Origin of the sequence: Cryobacterium sp. MDB1-18-1, from assembly GCF_004402735.1 — a bacterium.
In the GTDB taxonomy this organism is placed as follows: domain Bacteria; phylum Actinomycetota; class Actinomycetes; order Actinomycetales; family Microbacteriaceae; genus Cryobacterium; species Cryobacterium glucosi.
In genome coordinates this window covers 33,148-49,614 of record NZ_SOFR01000009.1, presented here as the reverse complement: position 1 = coordinate 49,614, position 16,467 = coordinate 33,148, and the positions used below count along the sequence as shown (strand labels likewise).

The following is a 16,467-nucleotide window of genomic DNA, read 5'->3' as shown; positions in this document are numbered from 1 at the left end:
CATGGCCACAGCATCCGAACCCGTCGCACACCCCAGCAACTGGAACCTGCCCAACCTCATCACGGTCGTGCGGATCCTGCTCGCCCCGCTGTTCATCTGGATGCTGCTCGCCGACGCCGGCCAGGACGGCGCGCTGCGCTGGGCGGCCGCCGTGCTGTTCATCCTCGCGATCGCCACCGACGGGATCGACGGAGCGATCGCCCGCAAGTACAACCTCGTCACCGACCTCGGCAAGCTGCTCGACCCGATCGCCGACAAGGTGCTCACCGGGGGAGCGCTCGTCGCCCTCTCGATCCTCGGCGAACTGTGGTGGTGGGTCACGATCGTGATCCTGGTCCGCGAGCTCGGCATCACGGCGTTCCGCTTCGTGATGCTCCGCGACCGGGTCATCCCGGCCTCCCGCGGCGGCAAGCTCAAGACGATCATGCAGTCCGTCGCGATCTCGCTCTTCCTCGTGCCGCTCTGGCTCGTGCTCGGCGACTGGATCCACTGGGTCAACTACGCGGCCATGGCCGTCGCGCTCGTGCTGACCGTGTCGACCGGCATCGACTACCTCGTCGCCGCCCGGCGTGTCTCGCGCCAGTCCCGGCACGACGGCTGACCTGCCGTGACCATCCATACGAACGATGTGCCCGATCCGACCGATGTGACGGTGAATGCGACCGAAGCGGATGATCCGACCGCGGCCCTGATCTTCGAACTCACCAGCCGGCGCCTCACCATCGCCGTGGCCGAGTCCCTGACCGGGGGAGCACTCGCGGCCGAACTCATCAGGATCCCCGGGGCATCCGTCGTCGTCGCCGGCGGCATCGTCGCGTACCAGACCGAACTCAAGCACACCCTCCTCGGCGTCGACCCCGCACTCCTCGCCGCGCACGGCCCCGTCGACCCGGAGGTCGCGTGCCAGATGGCCGCGGGCGCGCGCAGGCGGCTCACCCTCGGCGGCCGCGGCGCGGATATCGGGGTCGCGACGACCGGTGTCGCCGGTCCGGACCCCCAGGGCGACCGACAACCGGGGACGGTCTATCTCGGCCTCTCAATCGGAACCGAATCCTCAGCGGTCCTGCTCACCCTCACCGGTGACCGCGCCGCGATCCGGGCGAAAACGGTCCGGGCGGCCGTCGAAGCTGTGCGTGGGCTGATAGCCACGTTACCGACGGAATAGTTCGCGTAAACGCTGGGTTACACAGTACATATTCACAAGCAAACCCCAGTCGTTCTGGGTAGTCTGCAGGAGTCGGGTGGATGTAGTACTGTTATCCATCCGCCACCGGCATGACCGAAGTAGCTTTACTTGATAAGGCTGCACTTGATAAGTAATAGAAGGAGGTTCCGATGATTCTTGTACGACAGGAAATCGGCGATGTGCTCAGGGACTTCCGACTGCAGAAAGGGCGCACACTGCGTCAGGTCGCCAGCAAGGCCAGCGTGGCCCTGGGTTACCTGAGCGAAGTGGAGCGCGGCCAGAAGGAAGCGTCATCCGAGATTCTGGCGTCCGTCGCTGACGCGCTGGACACCCCGATCTCGGTCATCATGCGTGAGGTGGGAGACCGCCTCGCCGTCATCGAGGGAATCGATCGTTTCCCCGACACCGTTCCCGACGAGCTCGTCGCGACGTACGACACCGGCATGATGGTTCGTTGACCCCGGCCTTCCCCATCCCCTCCTTCCCCGCCGTTGAGGTGGCTTCGTGAGACTCAGTGAATTCCGTCAGGCGTTGAAAGACGAATTCGGCGAGTCGTACGGTCGTGTGCTGACCCGCGACCTCGTGCTCACCTCGCTCGGGAACACCGCCGACCAGGCCCTGGCCGGCGGTGTTCCGGCGCGCGACGTCTGGCTCGCGCTGTGCGCGGAGACCGACGTGCCCAAGAGCCGTTGGTTCGGCGCAGGGGTGCCGGCGCCGCGCCCGTAGTCTTCCTCCGGACTTCGACGACGCACCCGTTTCGGCGCGTCGGTGCTCGAATACGTGTTCGACCTTTGGTAGGCTCCTCACCAGCAGGAGTCAGTGCAGAAGTGTCCACCGTCGTAGCGCTTCCCGATCAATGTCGGGGGTGCGGCGTACAGTCGCCTTCGTCAGTGACAGACAGCGAATGCCTTGTCCCAGAGCACGCACCGGGGTCCTCCCGGTGAGTGTTTCGCGACAGCCTATAGGCGCCGAAACGCACGACCGAAGGAGACCCACCATGGCATCAGCAGCAGACCGCGAGAAGGCGCTCGACACCGCGCTCGCCCAGATCGACCGCCAGTTCGGCAAGGGTTCGATCATGCGCCTCGGCAGCGACGACCGGGCACCGGTCGAAACCATTTCCACCGGTTCGATCGCACTGGACGTGGCCCTCGGCATCGGCGGGCTCCCGCGCGGGCGCATCGTCGAGATCTACGGTCCGGAGTCCTCCGGTAAGACCACGCTCACCCTGCACGCCATCGCCAATGCCCAGAAGGGCGGCGGCATCGCCGCGTTCATCGACGCCGAGCACGCGCTCGACCCTGATTACGCAAAGAAGCTCGGCGTCGACATCGATGCCCTCCTCGTCTCCCAGCCCGACACGGGGGAGCAGGCGCTCGAAATCGCCGACATGCTCGTGCGCAGCGGCTCGATCGACCTCATCGTCATCGACTCCGTCGCCGCCCTCGTGCCCCGCGCCGAGATCGAGGGCGAGATGGGCGACTCCCATGTCGGCCTCCAGGCCCGGCTGATGTCGCAGGCCCTCCGCAAGCTCACCGGCGGGCTCAGCCAGACCAACACCACGATGATCTTCATCAACCAGCTCCGCGAGAAGATCGGTGTCTTCTTCGGCAGCCCGGAAACCACCGCGGGCGGCAAGGCACTCAAGTTCTACGCCTCGGTTCGCCTCGACATCCGCCGGATCGAGACCCTGAAGGACGGCACAGAAGCCGTCGGTAACCGCACCAGGGTCAAGGTCGTCAAGAACAAGATGGCGCCGCCCTTCAAGCAGGCCGAGTTCGACATCATCTACGGCATCGGCATCTCCCGCGAGGGCAGCCTGATCGACTTCGGTGTCGAACAGGGAATCGTGAAGAAGTCCGGCGCCTGGTACACCTACGACGGCGACCAGCTCGGGCAGGGCAAGGAGAACTCCCGGAACTTCCTGCTGAAGAACCCGGACATGGCCAACGAGATCGAGAGCAAGATCCTCTTCAAGCTCGGCATCTCGCCGGAAGGCGCAGCCGCCAAGAAGGCCGCCGCCGCCGCGGAAGCTGCGACGGAGCTCGCCGCGAAGGAGGCCGCGACCGCTGCCCGCGCGGCGGCAGGGGACGACGTGACTCAGCCGAAGACCACCCAGGCCAGGCTCGCCGCCCGGAAGGGCGCGTAAGCATGGTGCACTTCGAACCCAAGGCCGAGCCGGACATCAAGCCGGCCGCCGCGGCGGCCACCGGAGCCCCGGCCAAGCGTCGGGGCACTCTCGCGACGGTGAGCTACCTGCCGGGCGCCCAGGCATCCTCCTCTGTCGGGGACGTCTCCGAGGTTGACTCCGGCGGGGTCGCCTCGGGTGCGGTCGATACCGGAGACCTCGACCACGCCGTCGACCCGGACAGCGAACACGCCGAGCAGGTCCTCCTGCAGCGGCTTCGCGGTCGCTCGTTGTCCATCTCCGAGGCCCGCGGCGTGCTCGTCGGACTCGACCTTCCGGAGAGCGAGATCGAAGAGATCGTCGAACGGTTCATCCGCCTCGACTATCTCGACGAAGCGAAGCTCGCCGAGCAGATCGTTTACAGCCAGCACGAGCGCAAGGGCCTCGGGCGCTCCGGCGTCCAGGCCGAGATGCGCCGCCGCGGCCTCGACAAGGAGCTCATCGCGGAGACGCTCGACGCCATGCCCGACGACGAGACCGAACGGGCCATCGAGGTCGCGATCAAGCGCGTGCAGCAGCTGGGCCGCCTCGACGATCGCACCATCGATCGCCGGCTCAATGCATTTCTGATGCGCAAGGGTTACCCGTCCTCGGTCGTGCGCGAAGCGGTCCAGGCCGCGCTCGACTCGCGCAACGGCGGCGGCTCGTCCGGCGTGCGGTTCCAGTAGCCGAATCGGGAAGGTCCGGCGCGGTCGCGTAAACTGGAGTCACTATGACCCTGAGCACGAAGACCCTGATCGCCCCGTCGCCGGCGGCCCGCGACGACGACGGCCGGGCACGCACCTATGAGGTGCGCACCTTCGGCTGCCAGATGAACGTGCACGACTCCGAACGGCTGAGCGGTTCCCTCGAGGCGGCCGGGTACGTTCCCGCCGACGGGGCCGAAGCCGACATCGTCGTCCTCAACACCTGCGCGGTGCGCGAGAACGCCGACAACAAGCTCTACGGCAACCTCGGCCAGCTCGCGTCGATCAAACGGCGCCACGCGGGCATGCAGATCGCCGTCGGCGGCTGCCTCGCCCAGAAGGACAAGGACGTCATCCTTGGGAAGGCGCCGTGGGTCGACGTCGTCTTCGGAACCCACAACATGGGTGCGCTGCCGAGCCTGCTCGAACGCGCCCGGCACAACGGCGAGGCCCAGCTCGAGATCCTCGACGCCCTCGAGACCTTCCCCTCGACACTGCCGACCAAGCGCGACTCGAGCTACAGCGGCTGGGTCTCCATCTCCGTCGGCTGCAACAACACCTGCACCTTCTGCATCGTCCCCGCCCTGCGTGGCAAGGAGAAGGACCGTCGGCCGGGCGAGATCCTCGCCGAGATCCAGGCCCTCGTCGACGACGGAGCCATCGAGGTCACGCTGCTCGGCCAGAACGTCAACTCCTACGGCGTCGAATTCGGCGACCGCCTCGCCTTCGGCAAACTTCTCCGCGCCGCCGGGAAGATCGAGGGACTCGAGCGCATCCGCTTCACGAGCCCGCACCCCGCCGCGTTCACCGACGACGTCATCGAGGCCATGGCCGACACTCCCGCCGTGATGCCGCAGTTGCACATGCCGCTGCAGTCCGGTTCCGACCGGGTGCTCAAAGCCATGCGCCGGTCCTACCGATCCGAGCGTTTCCTCGGAATCCTCGACCGGGTTCGTGCGCGGATGCCCGATGCGGCGATCAGCACCGACATCATCGTCGGCTTCCCCGGCGAGACGGAGGAGGACTTCCAGGAGACCCTCCGTGTCGTCGAACGGGCACGGTTCGCGACGGCCTTCACCTTCCAGTACTCGATCCGCCCGGGCACACCGGCCGCGGAGATGGCCGACCAGGTGCCCAAGGAGATCGTCCAGGATCGGTACGAGCGCCTCGCAGTGCTTCAGGAACGCATCTCGTGGGAAGAGAACCAGGCCGTGATCGGCCGGGAGCTCGAACTGCTCGTCGCGAACGGGGAGGGCCGCAAGGACTCGGACACCCATCGGATGAGCGGGCGTGCGCCCGACAGCCGCCTCGTGCACTTCGACGTGCCGGACGGTTCGGAGCGCCCGCGTCCCGGGGACCTCGTCACGGTGACGGTGACCCAGGCCGCACCGTTCCACCTCATCGCCGACTCCCCGGACGGGGCGCCGCTGCGCATCCGCCGGACCACGGCCGGCGACGCCTGGGACCGTGCCGAGGCGGATGCCTGCGGCGTGCCGAGCCACGCCGGCACCTCCGCTGCTGGTTCCGTCTCGCTCGGGATGCCCACGCTCGGCCTTCGTCCCGCGGCCCCGCACGCCGCGTCGCACTCTGCCACGCCGCACTCTGCCACGCCGCATCCTGTTGCGGCCTCCGCCGCGGCCCAGGGCCCTGCTCCGGTGCCCGCCGTTCCGACCGCTTCCGGCCGGATCCCGGCGGTCAATGCCAGCTCGACGGTACCGATCTATGCCGTCGACGACGGTGAGCGCTAACCGGGTGCTTGTCGTCATCGTCGGACCGACCGGCACCGGCAAGAGCGAGCTCTCGCTCGACCTCGCCGAGAGCCTCAGGGCAGAGGGCACCCCGGCCGAAATCGTCAACGCGGACGCCATGCAGCTCTATCGCGGCATGGACATCGGCACCGCCAAGCTTGGAGCCGACGAGCAGCGGGGGATCCCGCACCACCTGCTCGACGTGCTCGCCGTGACCGACGAGGCCGCGGTCGCCCGTTACCAGACCGAGGCCCGTTCGTCGATCGAGGACATCGCCGCCCGCGGGGCCGTGCCCATCCTCGTCGGCGGATCCGGGCTCTACGTCTCCTCCGTGGTCTTCGACTTCCAGTTCCCGGCGACCGACCCGGTACTGCGCGCCCGGCTCGAGGCCGACCTGGTCGAGCAGGGCCCCGGCGTCCTCTATGCGCGCCTGAAGGTCGTCGACCCCGGCGCCGCCTCCCGGATCGGCGCGAGCAACGGCCGCCGCCTCGTGCGCGCGCTCGAGGTCGTCGAACTCACCGGAGCGCCGCACCTCGCCGCCCTACCGGGGGAGCCCGTGTACTGGCGTCCGGCCGTGACCCTCGGCCTGAGGGCGCCGCGCGAGGAACTCACCGCGCGCCTCGATGCCCGTGTCGACCGGATGTGGGCCGGCGGTCTCCTTGACGAGGTGCGGGGCCTCATCCCGGCCGGCCTCGAAACCGGGGTGACCGCGAGCCGCGCCATCGGCTACGCGCAGGCGCTCGGCCAGCTCAGCGGCCGGCTCAGCCAGGCCGAGGCGATCGAGCAGACCCAACAGCTCACCCGTCGCTACGCGCGCAGGCAGGTCAGCTGGTTCAAGCGCTCACAGGACACGCACTGGATCGACTACGACGCCCCCGACCGCGTCGAGGCTGCCCGCTCGCACCTCTGACCCGGAACCGATTCGACGGGGAGTGTGGGTCTGTGGTGCCCGGTCTGCTCCCTACACTGGTCTGATGGGCATCGATCTCAACTTCACCAAGGGCCAGGGCACGGGCAACGACTTCGTGTTGTTCGCCGATCCGGACGGGGAGATCGAGCTGACCCCGGCGCAGATCCGCGCGATCTGCGACCGCCGCTTCGGCATCGGCGCCGACGGCATCATCCGCGCGGTCCGCTCGCGCAGCCTCGAGGCCGGCGCCCCAGCCCTCGCGGAGGACGACCAGGCCGAGTGGTTCATGGACTACTGGAACGCCGACGGGACGCTCTCCGAGATGTGCGGCAACGGCATCCGTGTCTACGCCCGGTTCCTCGCCGAACAGGGCCTCGCCGACGTGCCCGGCGGGGACACCCTCGTCGTCGGAACGCGCGCGGGCGTCCGTGACGTGCAGCGGAACGCTGCGGGCTACCAGGTCGACCTGGGCCGCTGGCGGCTCGACGGCGGCGAACCGCTCGTCCGTGCCAGGAACCTCGCCGTCGCCCGGCCCGGTCTCGGGATCAACGTCGGCAACCCGCACGTCGTGGTCGCCCTCGCGGACCTCGGTGAACTCGAGAGCGCGGACCTCGGCTACATCCCGCAGCTCGACCCCGAACCGGCCGACGGGGCCAACGTCGAATTCGTGGTGCCGGGCGACCCCCTGGTCGTCGACGGCGTCGGACACATCCGGATGCGCGTCCACGAACGCGGCAGCGGCGAGACGCTCTCCTGCGGCACGGGAGCCGCAGCGGCCGCCCTCGCGACCCGGCACTGGGCGGGCGCGGGAGCCCCGAACCAGTGGCGCGTCGAGGTGACCGGCGGCACGCTCGGCGTGCGGATGTTCCCTGCAGAGGACGGCGAGCACGTCGCGCTCTCCGGGCCGGCCGAGCTCGTCTACGACGGCGTCTTCCGCCTCAACTGACCAAGGCCCCCAGGTCGGGGATTCGCCCGTCCCTGCCGCGAGAGTACGAATATGGCCCCTTCGCGGTCCGCGAAAGGGCCATATCTCCGCTCTCGCGGAACCTTGCGGGCGCGGGCTCAGCGGGGGAGTGCTCTCGCGGTTAGAGGGTGGGGTCGCCGTGGCGCTTGACGCGGAGGACCCGGAAGCCCTTGCTGATCGCGAAGCGGGAGACCGCGAAGTCGTGGGGGAGTTCGCCGTCGAGCCAGCGCTGCAGGGAATCGGACCCGAGGTTGCGCTGCACGACGAGCCAGGCATCCGAATCGGGCTCGAGGCGCGGTAGCCAGCTACTCAGCAGGTTGTGCAGCTCGTTCTTGCCGACCCGGATCGGCGGGTTCGACCAGATCGTGCGGAACTGCACGTGCGAGGGAACCTGGTCGGGTGTGACGGCCGTGATGTTCGTCAGCCCGAGCTTCTCGGCATTCAGCCGTACGAGGTCGAGGGCGCGCTCGTTGACGTCGACCGCCCAGATCGTGGCGCGCGGCGAAGCGAGCGCGAGGTGGAAGCTGATCGGACCCCAGCCGCAGCCGAGGTCGAGGAAGTCGCCCCCCGGCGGCGGCGCCGGCGTGTTCTCGAGGAGCACCTTGGTGCCCGTGTCGATGTGGTCGGGACTGAACACCGAATTGGCGGTCGTGACCTCCCGCGCCTGACCGCCCAGGTGCACGGTCACCTGCTGCAGCCTGAGCTTGCTGTCGGGGGCAGGGGTGAAGTAATGGTCGGAGGGCATAGAGGGAACCTACCGCTCTTCGAGGAAGTAAGGTTAAAGGAATGATTGAACCAGTTGAAACCCCGGACGACGACGTTGTGGCACGGGTCCTTGCCAGTGCCGATTCCAAGGCCGCCGGCTACTCCCTGTTCCGCAGCGGGAGCGCCCAGGCCCTCGACGCCGAGCCCCGCTCCGACGAACACGATGACGGCCATGACGGCGCCCAGCTCGACCGCGAAGACCGCAACGCCCTCCGCCGCGTTCCCAGCCTCTCCACCGAGCTCGAGGACGTCACCGAGGTCGAATACCGGCAGCTGCGCCTCGAGAACGTCATCCTGATCGGCCTCTACACCCAGGGCACTGTCGCGGACGCCGAGAACTCCATGCGCGAACTCGCTGCCCTCGCCGAGACCGCGGGCGCCACCGTGCTCGACGGCCTCATGCAGCGCCGCGCCACCCCGGACACGAGCACCTACCTCGGCAAGGGCAAGGCGCAGGAACTCGCCGGCATCGTCAAGGCGCTCGGCGCCGACACCGTCATCGCCGACACCGAACTCGCGCCCAGCCAGCGACGCGCCCTCGAGGACGTCGTCAAGGTCAAGGTCATCGACCGCACCGCCACGATCCTCGACATCTTCAGCCAGCACGCCAAGAGCAGGGAGGGCAAGGCGCAGGTCGAACTCGCCCAGCTCGAATACCTGCTGCCCCGCCTCCGCGGCTGGGGTGACTCCATGTCGCGCCAGGCCGGTGGCCAGGTCGGCGGAACCGGTGCCGGAATGGGTTCCCGCGGCCCCGGCGAGACGAAGATCGAACTCGACCGTCGTCGCATCCACACCCGGATGTCCCGGCTGCGCAAGCAGATCCTGGCCATGAAGCCAGCCCGCGAGGCCAAGCGCGCCAACCGCAAGCGCAACGCCGTGCCCTCCGTCGCCATCGTCGGCTACACCAACGCCGGCAAGTCGAGCCTGCTCAACCGGATCACGCGGGCCGGCGTGCTCGTCGAGAACTCCCTCTTCGCCACGCTCGACGCGACCGTCCGGAAGTCGACAACGAGCGACGGCCGGCTGTACACGCTGACCGACACCGTCGGCTTCGTCCGCAACCTGCCGCACCAACTCGTCGAGGCCTTCCGGTCGACCCTTGAAGAGGTCGCCGACGCCGACGTCATCGTGCACGTCGTCGACGCCTCCCACCCCGACCCGGCGAGCCAGCTCGCGACGGTCCGCGAGGTCATCGGTGAGGTCGGCGCCCGGGAGATCCCTGAGCTCGTCGTCTTCAACAAGAGCGACCTCGTCACGGACGACGATCGTCTCGTGCTGCGCGGCCTCTGGCCGAAGGGCATCTTCGTCTCCACCCGCACGGGTGAGGGCGTCGACGAGGTGCTCGCCGCGATCGCCGGACTGCTTCCGCGCCCGTCCATCGAACTCGACCTGCTCATTCCCTACGAGCGTGGCGACCTGATCGCGATGCTGCACGCCCAGGGCACGGTGCTCACGACGGACTACGCCGAAACCGGCACCCGGGTGCGCGCCCTCGTCACGACGGAGATCCAGTCCCAGTTCGCACCGTTCGCCGTCGCACCGGCGGCCGCCGTGCCCGCCGTCGCAAGCTGAACCAGGTAACGAACGGTCACACTCGTGCAATCCGATTAAGGGATTGCTAGAGTTTTCTTCAATCGTTGCCGACGGATTTCTTCCGCCGGCATGGAGCGACAGCCGAGCCCGGCACCCGCCCGCGAACACCCGCCAGGGCTTTCTGGCGGTCCGCGGCCGCCCGGCCATTCAGTGCACACACTGGCTACTGTCGAATGAGGAATGAATGTCCACTCCAACGGACTCCGCCCGCACACGGCGCATCCCCTTTTCGTTCGAGCTGTATCCGCCGAAGACGGATGCCGCAGCATCCGCTCTCGCGACGACGATCGACCATCTCGCAGCGGCGGGCCCCGACTTCCTCTCGGTCACCTACGGAGCCAACGGATCCTCACGCCGCTCCTCGCTCGACGTTCTCAGCCGAATCCTCCGCACGACGAACGTCGAAGCGATGGCCCACCTCACCTGCGTCGGCTCCACCCACGACGAGGCGAACCGGCTGATCCGCGAATTCCTCGACGCCGGAGTGCGCAGCTTCCTCGCCCTCCGCGGCGACCCCCCGGCAGGCACGAAGGAGGGCGAGGCGTTCCTCGGCGACTTCGGCAGCGCCGCCGAACTCGTGCAGCTCATCCACCGGGTTCAGGCCGAGAAGTCCCCGTACCGCGAGACGATCATCCCCGGTATCCCCGCCGCACGCGCCGTCAAGCCCGGCCACGAGAAGGTGCGGATCGCCGTTGCGGCGTTCCCGAACGGCCACCCCCGGTCACGTTCATCGGCGCAGGATATCGACACCCTGCTCGCCAAGCAGGCCGCGGGCGCGAACCTCGGCATCACCCAGCTCTTCTTCCACGCCGACCACTTCCTGAGCTTCGTCCAGCGCGCCAGGGAAGCCGGAGTGCTCTTCCCGATCCTGCCCGGCATCATGCCGGTGACCAGCCCGGCCAGGCTGCGGCGGATCATCGAACTCTCCGGTGAGCAGATGCCGGCAGACCTGTCCATCCGGCTCGAGATCGAACCGACCAAGGAAGGACAGCGTGAGATCGGCATCCAGCACGCCGTCGACCTCGCCAGCCAGGTGATCGCCGGGGGAGCGCCCGGTCTGCACCTCTACGCCTTCAATCAGCACGAGACCGTACTGGAGGTGCTCGACGGCTGCGGCCTGCTCGGCGCGCCGGCTCCGGTCCGGACGCCGACGGCACTGCCCACGATCGTGTAACCCGGCCTGGCGCCCCGCCCCGCCCCGGACGCCATCGCCGCTCCCGCTCCACCGACCGCCATACGGGCGCCTCGGGTTTCCGTCGCGCCCGAAAGCACCCTGCACGCCGCGGCATCCGCCCCACACACCACCCGCCAGCATCCGCTGCACCGCCCAACCGCAAAGGAAACGTTATGACCAGCACTGCCCCGTTCCCCGCAGGCACGATCCTCGGCTATCCGCGCATCGGCCCGCGCCGAGAACTCAAGAAGGCCGTCGAATCCTTCTGGGCCGGCACATCGAGCGCCGCCGAACTCGAGGCCGCTGCGGCCGGACTCCGTCAGGCCACCCGCGACCGCCTCGCCGCCCTCGGCCTCGGCCGCACCGACTCCGCCATCCCGGAGTCGTTCTCCTACTACGACCAGATGCTCGACGCGCTCTGCACGGTCGGCGCCGTGCCCGCCCGCTTCGCCGGACTCGTCGACGCCGACGGGCACATCGACCTCGCCGGATACTTCACCCTCGCCCGCGGCGAGGGGGACAGCCTCCCGCTCGAGATGACCAAGTGGTTCGACTCGAACTACCACTACCTCGTGCCCGAGATCGGGCCGGAAACGGAGTTCTCCCTCTCGAGCGACCGGATCGTGCGCGAATTCGAGGAGGCACGCGCCGCCGGCTTCCTGACCCGGCCCGTCATCGTCGGCCCGGTCACGTTCCTGCTGCTCAGCAAGCCGAGCGACGAAGCCCCTGCGGGCTTCGAGCCCCTCGACCGGCTCGATGACCTCATTCCGGTGTACGCGACCCTGCTGCAGCGCCTCGCCGACGCCGGTGCCGAGTGGGTGCAGCTCGACGAACCCGGCCTCGTCAGCGAGAGCATCCACGTGCCCCGCGCCGAGACCCTCAGCGCCGTGCAGTGGGCGTACGGGACCCTCGGGCACCTCGCCCAGCGTCCGGCGATCTTCGTCGCTGCCCCCTACGGCAGCCTCGACGACGCCCTGCCCGTGCTCGCCGGCGCACCGATCGAGGCCATCGGCCTTGATCTCGTCCGCGGCACGCTCCCCGAGACCGCCCCAGGGCTGGACGGGAAGACCCTCGTCGCCGGTGTCATCGACGGGCACAACATCTGGCGCGGTGACCTGGCGGATGCCTTCGCTCAGGTCACCGGGGCCGGCGCACTGTCGCCGCGGATCGCCGTCTCGACCTCGACGAGCCTCCAGCACGTCCCGCACACCGTCGCGGACGAGACCGCGCTCGGCGCCGAACTCGTGAGCTGGCTCGCATTCGCCGACGAGAAAGTCGGCCAGGTTGTGACCCTCGCCCGCGGCCTGGCCGACGGACGGGAGGCCATCAGCGCCGAACTGGACGCTGCGACCGGCGCACTCGCCGCCCGCAGCGCCGCCCCCGGCGTCCGCGACGGTGCCGTGAGGGCCCGTGCCGCGGAGCTCACCGACGCCTCGTACAGCCGAGGGGTTTACGCCGACAGGCTCGCCGCCCAGGAGGCCGCACTCGCGCTGCCCTTCCTGCCGACGACGACCATCGGCTCCTTCCCGCAGACCGGGGAGATCCGCCGTGCCCGCGCCCGTTTCCTCACCGGAGTGCTCAGCGACGCCGAATACCGCGACCTGATGCGCGCGGAGATCGCCAGGGTCGTCGCCCTGCAGGAGGAGATCGGCCTCGACGTGCTCGTGCACGGCGAACCCGAGCGCAACGACATGGTGCAGTACTTCGCCGAGAACCTCGACGGCTTCGCGGTCACCGAGAACGGCTGGGTCCAGTCCTACGGCAGCCGCTGCACCCGCCCGTCCATCCTGTGGGGCGATGTCTCCCGCCCGAAGCCGATCACCGTCGACTGGTCGACCTACACGCAGGGGCTGACGGCGAAGCCGGTCAAGGGCATGCTGACCGGCCCGGTCACCATCCTCGCCTGGTCCTTCGTGCGCGACGACCAGCCCCTCGGCGAGACGGCGCGCCAGGTCGCCCTCGCCCTCCGCGACGAGATCGCCGACCTCGAGGCCGCCGGAATCGGCATCATCCAGGTCGACGAGCCGGCCCTGCGCGAACTGCTTCCGCTCAAGAAGGCCGGCCACGCAGACTACCTCGACTGGTCCGTCGGCTCGTTCCGGCTCGCGACCGCCGGGGTGCGGGACGCCACCCAGATCCACACCCACCTCTGCTACTCCGAGTTCGGTGTCGTGCTCGAGGCGATCCGCGCTCTCGACGCCGACGTGACGAGCATCGAGGCGGCCCGCTCCCGGATGGAGGTCGTGACGGACATTCAGGCCAATGGCTTCGACCACGGCATCGGCCCGGGCGTCTACGACATCCACTCACCGCGGGTGCCGGGCGTTGCCGAGCTGACGGAGCTGCTCGACCGTGCCGTCGCCGCCATCCCGGCCGGTCAGGTCTGGGTGAACCCGGATTGCGGGCTCAAGACCCGCGGCTACGCGGAGACGGTCGAGTCTCTCGGAAACATGATCGAGGCGACCCGCATCGTGCGCGCCCGCCTCGCCGCAGGCGTGCCCGCCCTCGCCTGATCCTCCTCGCGGCGAACACCCGCCGCGCGCGACGCGCCGTTTGCGCCGCTTCGCGCCAGGCTTGCCTGGCGCGAAGCGGCGCAGTTGGCGCGCACGGGGGATCTACAGGGAGCTACAGGGAACGCAGGACGGCGACGATCTTGCCGAGGATCTCGGCGTGGTCACCGAGGATCGGCTCGAAGTTGGTGTTCCTCGGCAGCAGCCAGGTGTGGCCGTCACGCTGCCGGAAGACCTTCACCGTCGCCTCGCCATCGAGCATCGCGGCGACGATCTCGCCGTTCTCCGCGGTCTTCTGCTGGCGGACGACGACCCAGTCGCCGTCCATGATCGCGGCGTCGATCATCGATTCGCCGACGACCTTGAGCATGAACAGCTCGCCCTTGCCGACGAGCTGGCGCGGGAGCGGGAAGATCTCGTCGACCTGCTGGTCGGCCATGATCGGAACACCGGCCGCGATCCGCCCGACGAGCGGCACCATTGCCGCGTCGCCCACCGGGGTACCCTGCTGGAAGTTCTCGGCGGCGCCGGCCGCGGTGTCCTCCGGCGACTGCGGCAGCTCGATCAGGACCTCGAGCGCCCGGGGCCGGTTCGGGTCCCTGCGCAGGTAGCCGCTCAGCTGGAGCTGGTTGAGCTGGTGGGTGACGCTCGACAGCGACGACAGGCCCACGGCGTCACCGATCTCCCGCATGCTCGGCGGATAGCCGCGCTGGCCGACAGAGCGCTGGATCACGTCCATGATCGCGCGCTGCTTGTCGCTGAGGCTCTTCCTCCGACGTGTTCCGCCTCGTTCGGGGGAACTGCCGGCGAACGGGGTCACGCTGTCCGGGGTCTCGCTGTCCGGGGTCACGCTGTCCTGGGTCACGATGTCGCTCCTGTCGGTGGCGGTGGGCGGTGGCGGGCGGTCGCCCCGGTGGATGCCGTGAGGCGACCGTATCCGAATGTCAGTGGTCGCTGGTTGAGTTCACACCAGTCAATCGAAACTGTAACCAGCCTGGGGCGAAGTGCAGACATTCATTCGAGTGTGTCGTGTACTTCACCCCAATAATAACCGGAGAAAGTCTTGATTGTTCGAACAATCGAATATATATTCGGAACATAGCTTCGTATCCGGCTCTCCCGGCCGAGAGTCGGATACGAATACACAGGAGGCAGACATGAGCACAACAATCGAGCTGGTCCCGGGGGCGCACACCCGGCTGCGCATCACCCGGCGCGGTCGTGCCGTGCTGACCGCGATCGCCGGCGTCCCCCTCGTCGTCGGCGCGCTTGCCCTCGCCCTCAACGGCGGCCTCGCCGCCGCAGACGGCAGCACCTTGAGCGGCAGCGGCATGAGCGCCGACGCGGGTGGAAGTGCGACGACCTTCGACTACGTCACGATCCAGTCGGGCCAGTCGTTGTGGCAGCTTGCCGAGCGCATCGCCCCTTCTGCCGATCCGCGCGAGGTCATCGCCGAGATCGTCAACCTGAACCAGCTGCCCTCCGAGAGCGTGCAGCCGGGCCAGCGCTTGGCTCTCCCTGCCGAATACTGAGCAAGCCGGATACTGAGCAAGCCGGATACTGAACCACCGGAGTACTGAGCAAGCCAAATACTGAACCACGGGCAATATGACCCGCCGGTGCTGAGGCCCATCGGTAACATGGGGGGAGTGACCAGTCTCAACGACCTGCCCCTCCGCGACAATCTTCGCGGGCTCACTCCCTATGGGGCGCCGCAGCTGCACGTGCCGGTCGCGCTCAACGTGAATGAGAACACCCACGGCATCCCCGAGGACGTGGCCGTCGACATCGCCGCAGCACTGGCCGCCGCTATCCGGGGGATCAACCGGTACCCGGACCGGGAATTCACGGAACTGCGCGAGGCGATGGCCCGCTACCTCGGACACGGTCTCACCCGTCAGAACATCTGGGCGGCCAACGGCTCCAACGAGGTTCTCCAGCAGGTGCTGCAGGCCTTCGGCGGGCCGGGACGCACCCTCCTCGGTTTCGCCCCCACCTATTCGATGTACCCGTTGCTCGCCTCGGGAACCGGAACCCGCTGGGTCGCCGGTGACCGCGACGCCGACTTCGAACTCACCCCGGAACGCGCCGTCGACTGGGTCAACCGGGTCAATCCCGACCTCGTCTTCCTGTGCTCCCCGAACAACCCGACCGGCACCCCGCTCTCTCTCGACGTGATCGCCGCCGTCTACGACGCCTGTGACGGCATCGTGGTCGTCGACGAGGCCTACGCCGAATTCGCTCCGGTGGGGACGGCATCCGCTCTCACCCTGCTGCCCGGCAGGGAACGCCTGCTGGTCTCCCGCACGATGAGCAAGGCCTTCGCATTCGCCGGGGCCCGGGTGGGCTACCTCGCCGCCGACCCGGCCGTGACTGATGCGCTGCGGCTCGTGCGCCTGCCGTACCACCTCTCCGCGCTGACCCAGGCCGCGGCCGTCGCCGCTTTCGCGCACACGCCGGAGATGCTGCGCATGGTCGACGACATCCGCGGCCAGCGCGACCGCCTCGTCACCGAGCTGCACCGGCTGGGCTACCGCCCCTTGCGGAGCTGGAGCAATTTCGTGCTGTTCGGCGGGGTCTCCGACCCGCGCGGAACCTTCGAGGCGCTGCTCGCCGAGGGCATCCTCGTGCGCGACGTCGGGATCCCCGGCCACCTGCGGGTCACGGCCGGCACCGAGCGCGAGACGAGCGTATTCCTCGACGCCCTCGAAGCACTGGGCCACGCGTAACCGCCCGGGCCAAT

General features: G+C 68.7%; 16 protein-coding genes. 14 read left to right on the top strand and 2 right to left on the bottom strand.

Translation table 11 applies throughout. The features are described from left to right. The first annotated feature begins 1 nt into the window (after nucleotide 1). The 9 genes from pgsA (at nucleotide 2) to dapF (ending at nucleotide 7,664) form a co-directional block, all read left to right on the top strand. The gene (gene pgsA / locus E3O50_RS01590; protein WP_134446947.1) at nucleotides 2–601 is read left to right on the top strand and encodes a CDP-diacylglycerol--glycerol-3-phosphate 3-phosphatidyltransferase; all 600 of its coding nucleotides are present in this window, start codon (nucleotides 2–4) and stop codon (nucleotides 599–601) included. A 6-nt stretch (nucleotides 602–607) separates the two neighbouring features. Continuing rightward, a complete protein-coding gene (locus E3O50_RS01585; protein ID WP_241975413.1) occupies nucleotides 608–1,165 on the top strand; it encodes a CinA family protein in 558 nt (185 codons plus the stop codon). Nucleotides 1,166–1,335: 170 nt separating this feature from the next. Next, nucleotides 1,336–1,644 carry a helix-turn-helix transcriptional regulator gene (locus E3O50_RS01580; RefSeq protein WP_134446949.1) on the top strand — a complete coding sequence of 103 codons (309 nt, stop codon included), beginning with the start codon at nucleotides 1,336–1,338 and terminating at the stop codon, nucleotides 1,642–1,644. 46 nt (nucleotides 1,645–1,690) lie between these two features. Beyond that, a complete protein-coding gene (locus E3O50_RS01575; protein ID WP_134446951.1) occupies nucleotides 1,691–1,912 on the top strand; it encodes a DUF3046 domain-containing protein in 222 nt (73 codons plus the stop codon). 271 nt (nucleotides 1,913–2,183) lie between these two features. Continuing rightward, nucleotides 2,184–3,335 carry a recombinase RecA gene (gene recA / locus E3O50_RS01570; RefSeq protein WP_134446953.1) on the top strand — a complete coding sequence of 384 codons (1,152 nt, stop codon included), beginning with the start codon at nucleotides 2,184–2,186 and terminating at the stop codon, nucleotides 3,333–3,335. Between the two features lie 2 nt (nucleotides 3,336–3,337). Next, on the top strand, nucleotides 3,338–4,042 hold the full coding sequence (locus tag E3O50_RS01565) for a regulatory protein RecX (RefSeq protein ID WP_134559739.1): 705 nt from the start codon (nucleotides 3,338–3,340) through the stop codon (nucleotides 4,040–4,042). Between the two features lie 44 nt (nucleotides 4,043–4,086). Next, a complete protein-coding gene (miaB, locus tag E3O50_RS01560; protein WP_166790680.1) occupies nucleotides 4,087–5,808 on the top strand; it encodes a tRNA (N6-isopentenyl adenosine(37)-C2)-methylthiotransferase MiaB in 1,722 nt (573 codons plus the stop codon). Next, entirely contained in the window at nucleotides 5,783–6,718 is a 936-nt protein-coding gene (gene miaA / locus E3O50_RS01555) for a tRNA (adenosine(37)-N6)-dimethylallyltransferase MiaA (protein ID WP_134446960.1), read from the top strand. Before miaB ends, miaA begins: the two co-directional genes overlap by 26 nt. A 64-nt stretch (nucleotides 6,719–6,782) precedes the next feature. Next, entirely contained in the window at nucleotides 6,783–7,664 is an 882-nt protein-coding gene (gene dapF, locus E3O50_RS01550; RefSeq protein WP_134446962.1) for a diaminopimelate epimerase, read from the top strand. A 139-nt stretch (nucleotides 7,665–7,803) separates the two neighbouring features. Here the strand turns inward: dapF and E3O50_RS01545 are convergent, their stop codons facing one another. Next, the gene (locus E3O50_RS01545; protein ID WP_134559737.1) at nucleotides 7,804–8,427 is read right to left on the bottom strand and encodes a methyltransferase; all 624 of its coding nucleotides are present in this window, start codon (nucleotides 8,425–8,427) and stop codon (nucleotides 7,804–7,806) included. 41 nt (nucleotides 8,428–8,468) lie between these two features. On the opposite strand from E3O50_RS01545, the gene hflX reads away from it, so the two are divergent. From hflX to metE, 3 genes are all read left to right on the top strand, one after another. Continuing rightward, complete coding sequence (gene hflX / locus E3O50_RS01540) at nucleotides 8,469–10,019, top strand: GTPase HflX (RefSeq protein WP_134559735.1); 1,551 nt, start codon at nucleotides 8,469–8,471, stop codon at nucleotides 10,017–10,019. Nucleotides 10,020–10,224: 205 nt separating this feature from the next. After that, complete coding sequence (locus tag E3O50_RS01535; protein WP_134559734.1) at nucleotides 10,225–11,214, top strand: methylenetetrahydrofolate reductase; 990 nt, start codon at nucleotides 10,225–10,227, stop codon at nucleotides 11,212–11,214. A 173-nt stretch (nucleotides 11,215–11,387) separates the two neighbouring features. Beyond that, the gene (gene metE / locus E3O50_RS01530) at nucleotides 11,388–13,727 is read left to right on the top strand and encodes a 5-methyltetrahydropteroyltriglutamate--homocysteine S-methyltransferase (protein ID WP_134559732.1); all 2,340 of its coding nucleotides are present in this window, start codon (nucleotides 11,388–11,390) and stop codon (nucleotides 13,725–13,727) included. A 112-nt stretch (nucleotides 13,728–13,839) separates the two neighbouring features. On the opposite strand, the gene lexA is transcribed toward metE, so the two are convergent. Continuing rightward, the gene (lexA, locus tag E3O50_RS01525; protein WP_255454107.1) at nucleotides 13,840–14,544 is read right to left on the bottom strand and encodes a transcriptional repressor LexA; all 705 of its coding nucleotides are present in this window, start codon (nucleotides 14,542–14,544) and stop codon (nucleotides 13,840–13,842) included. Nucleotides 14,545–14,881: 337 nt separating this feature from the next. On the opposite strand from lexA, the gene E3O50_RS01520 reads away from it, so the two are divergent. Both E3O50_RS01520 and E3O50_RS01515 read left to right on the top strand, forming a co-directional pair. After that, on the top strand, nucleotides 14,882–15,256 hold the full coding sequence (locus tag E3O50_RS01520; protein ID WP_134446971.1) for a LysM peptidoglycan-binding domain-containing protein: 375 nt from the start codon (nucleotides 14,882–14,884) through the stop codon (nucleotides 15,254–15,256). Nucleotides 15,257–15,364: 108 nt separating this feature from the next. Further along, nucleotides 15,365–16,453 (top strand): histidinol-phosphate transaminase, encoded by a 1,089-nt coding sequence (locus tag E3O50_RS01515; protein ID WP_134447032.1) that lies wholly within the window; start codon nucleotides 15,365–15,367, stop codon nucleotides 16,451–16,453. Nucleotides 16,454–16,467 lie beyond the last annotated feature (14 nt).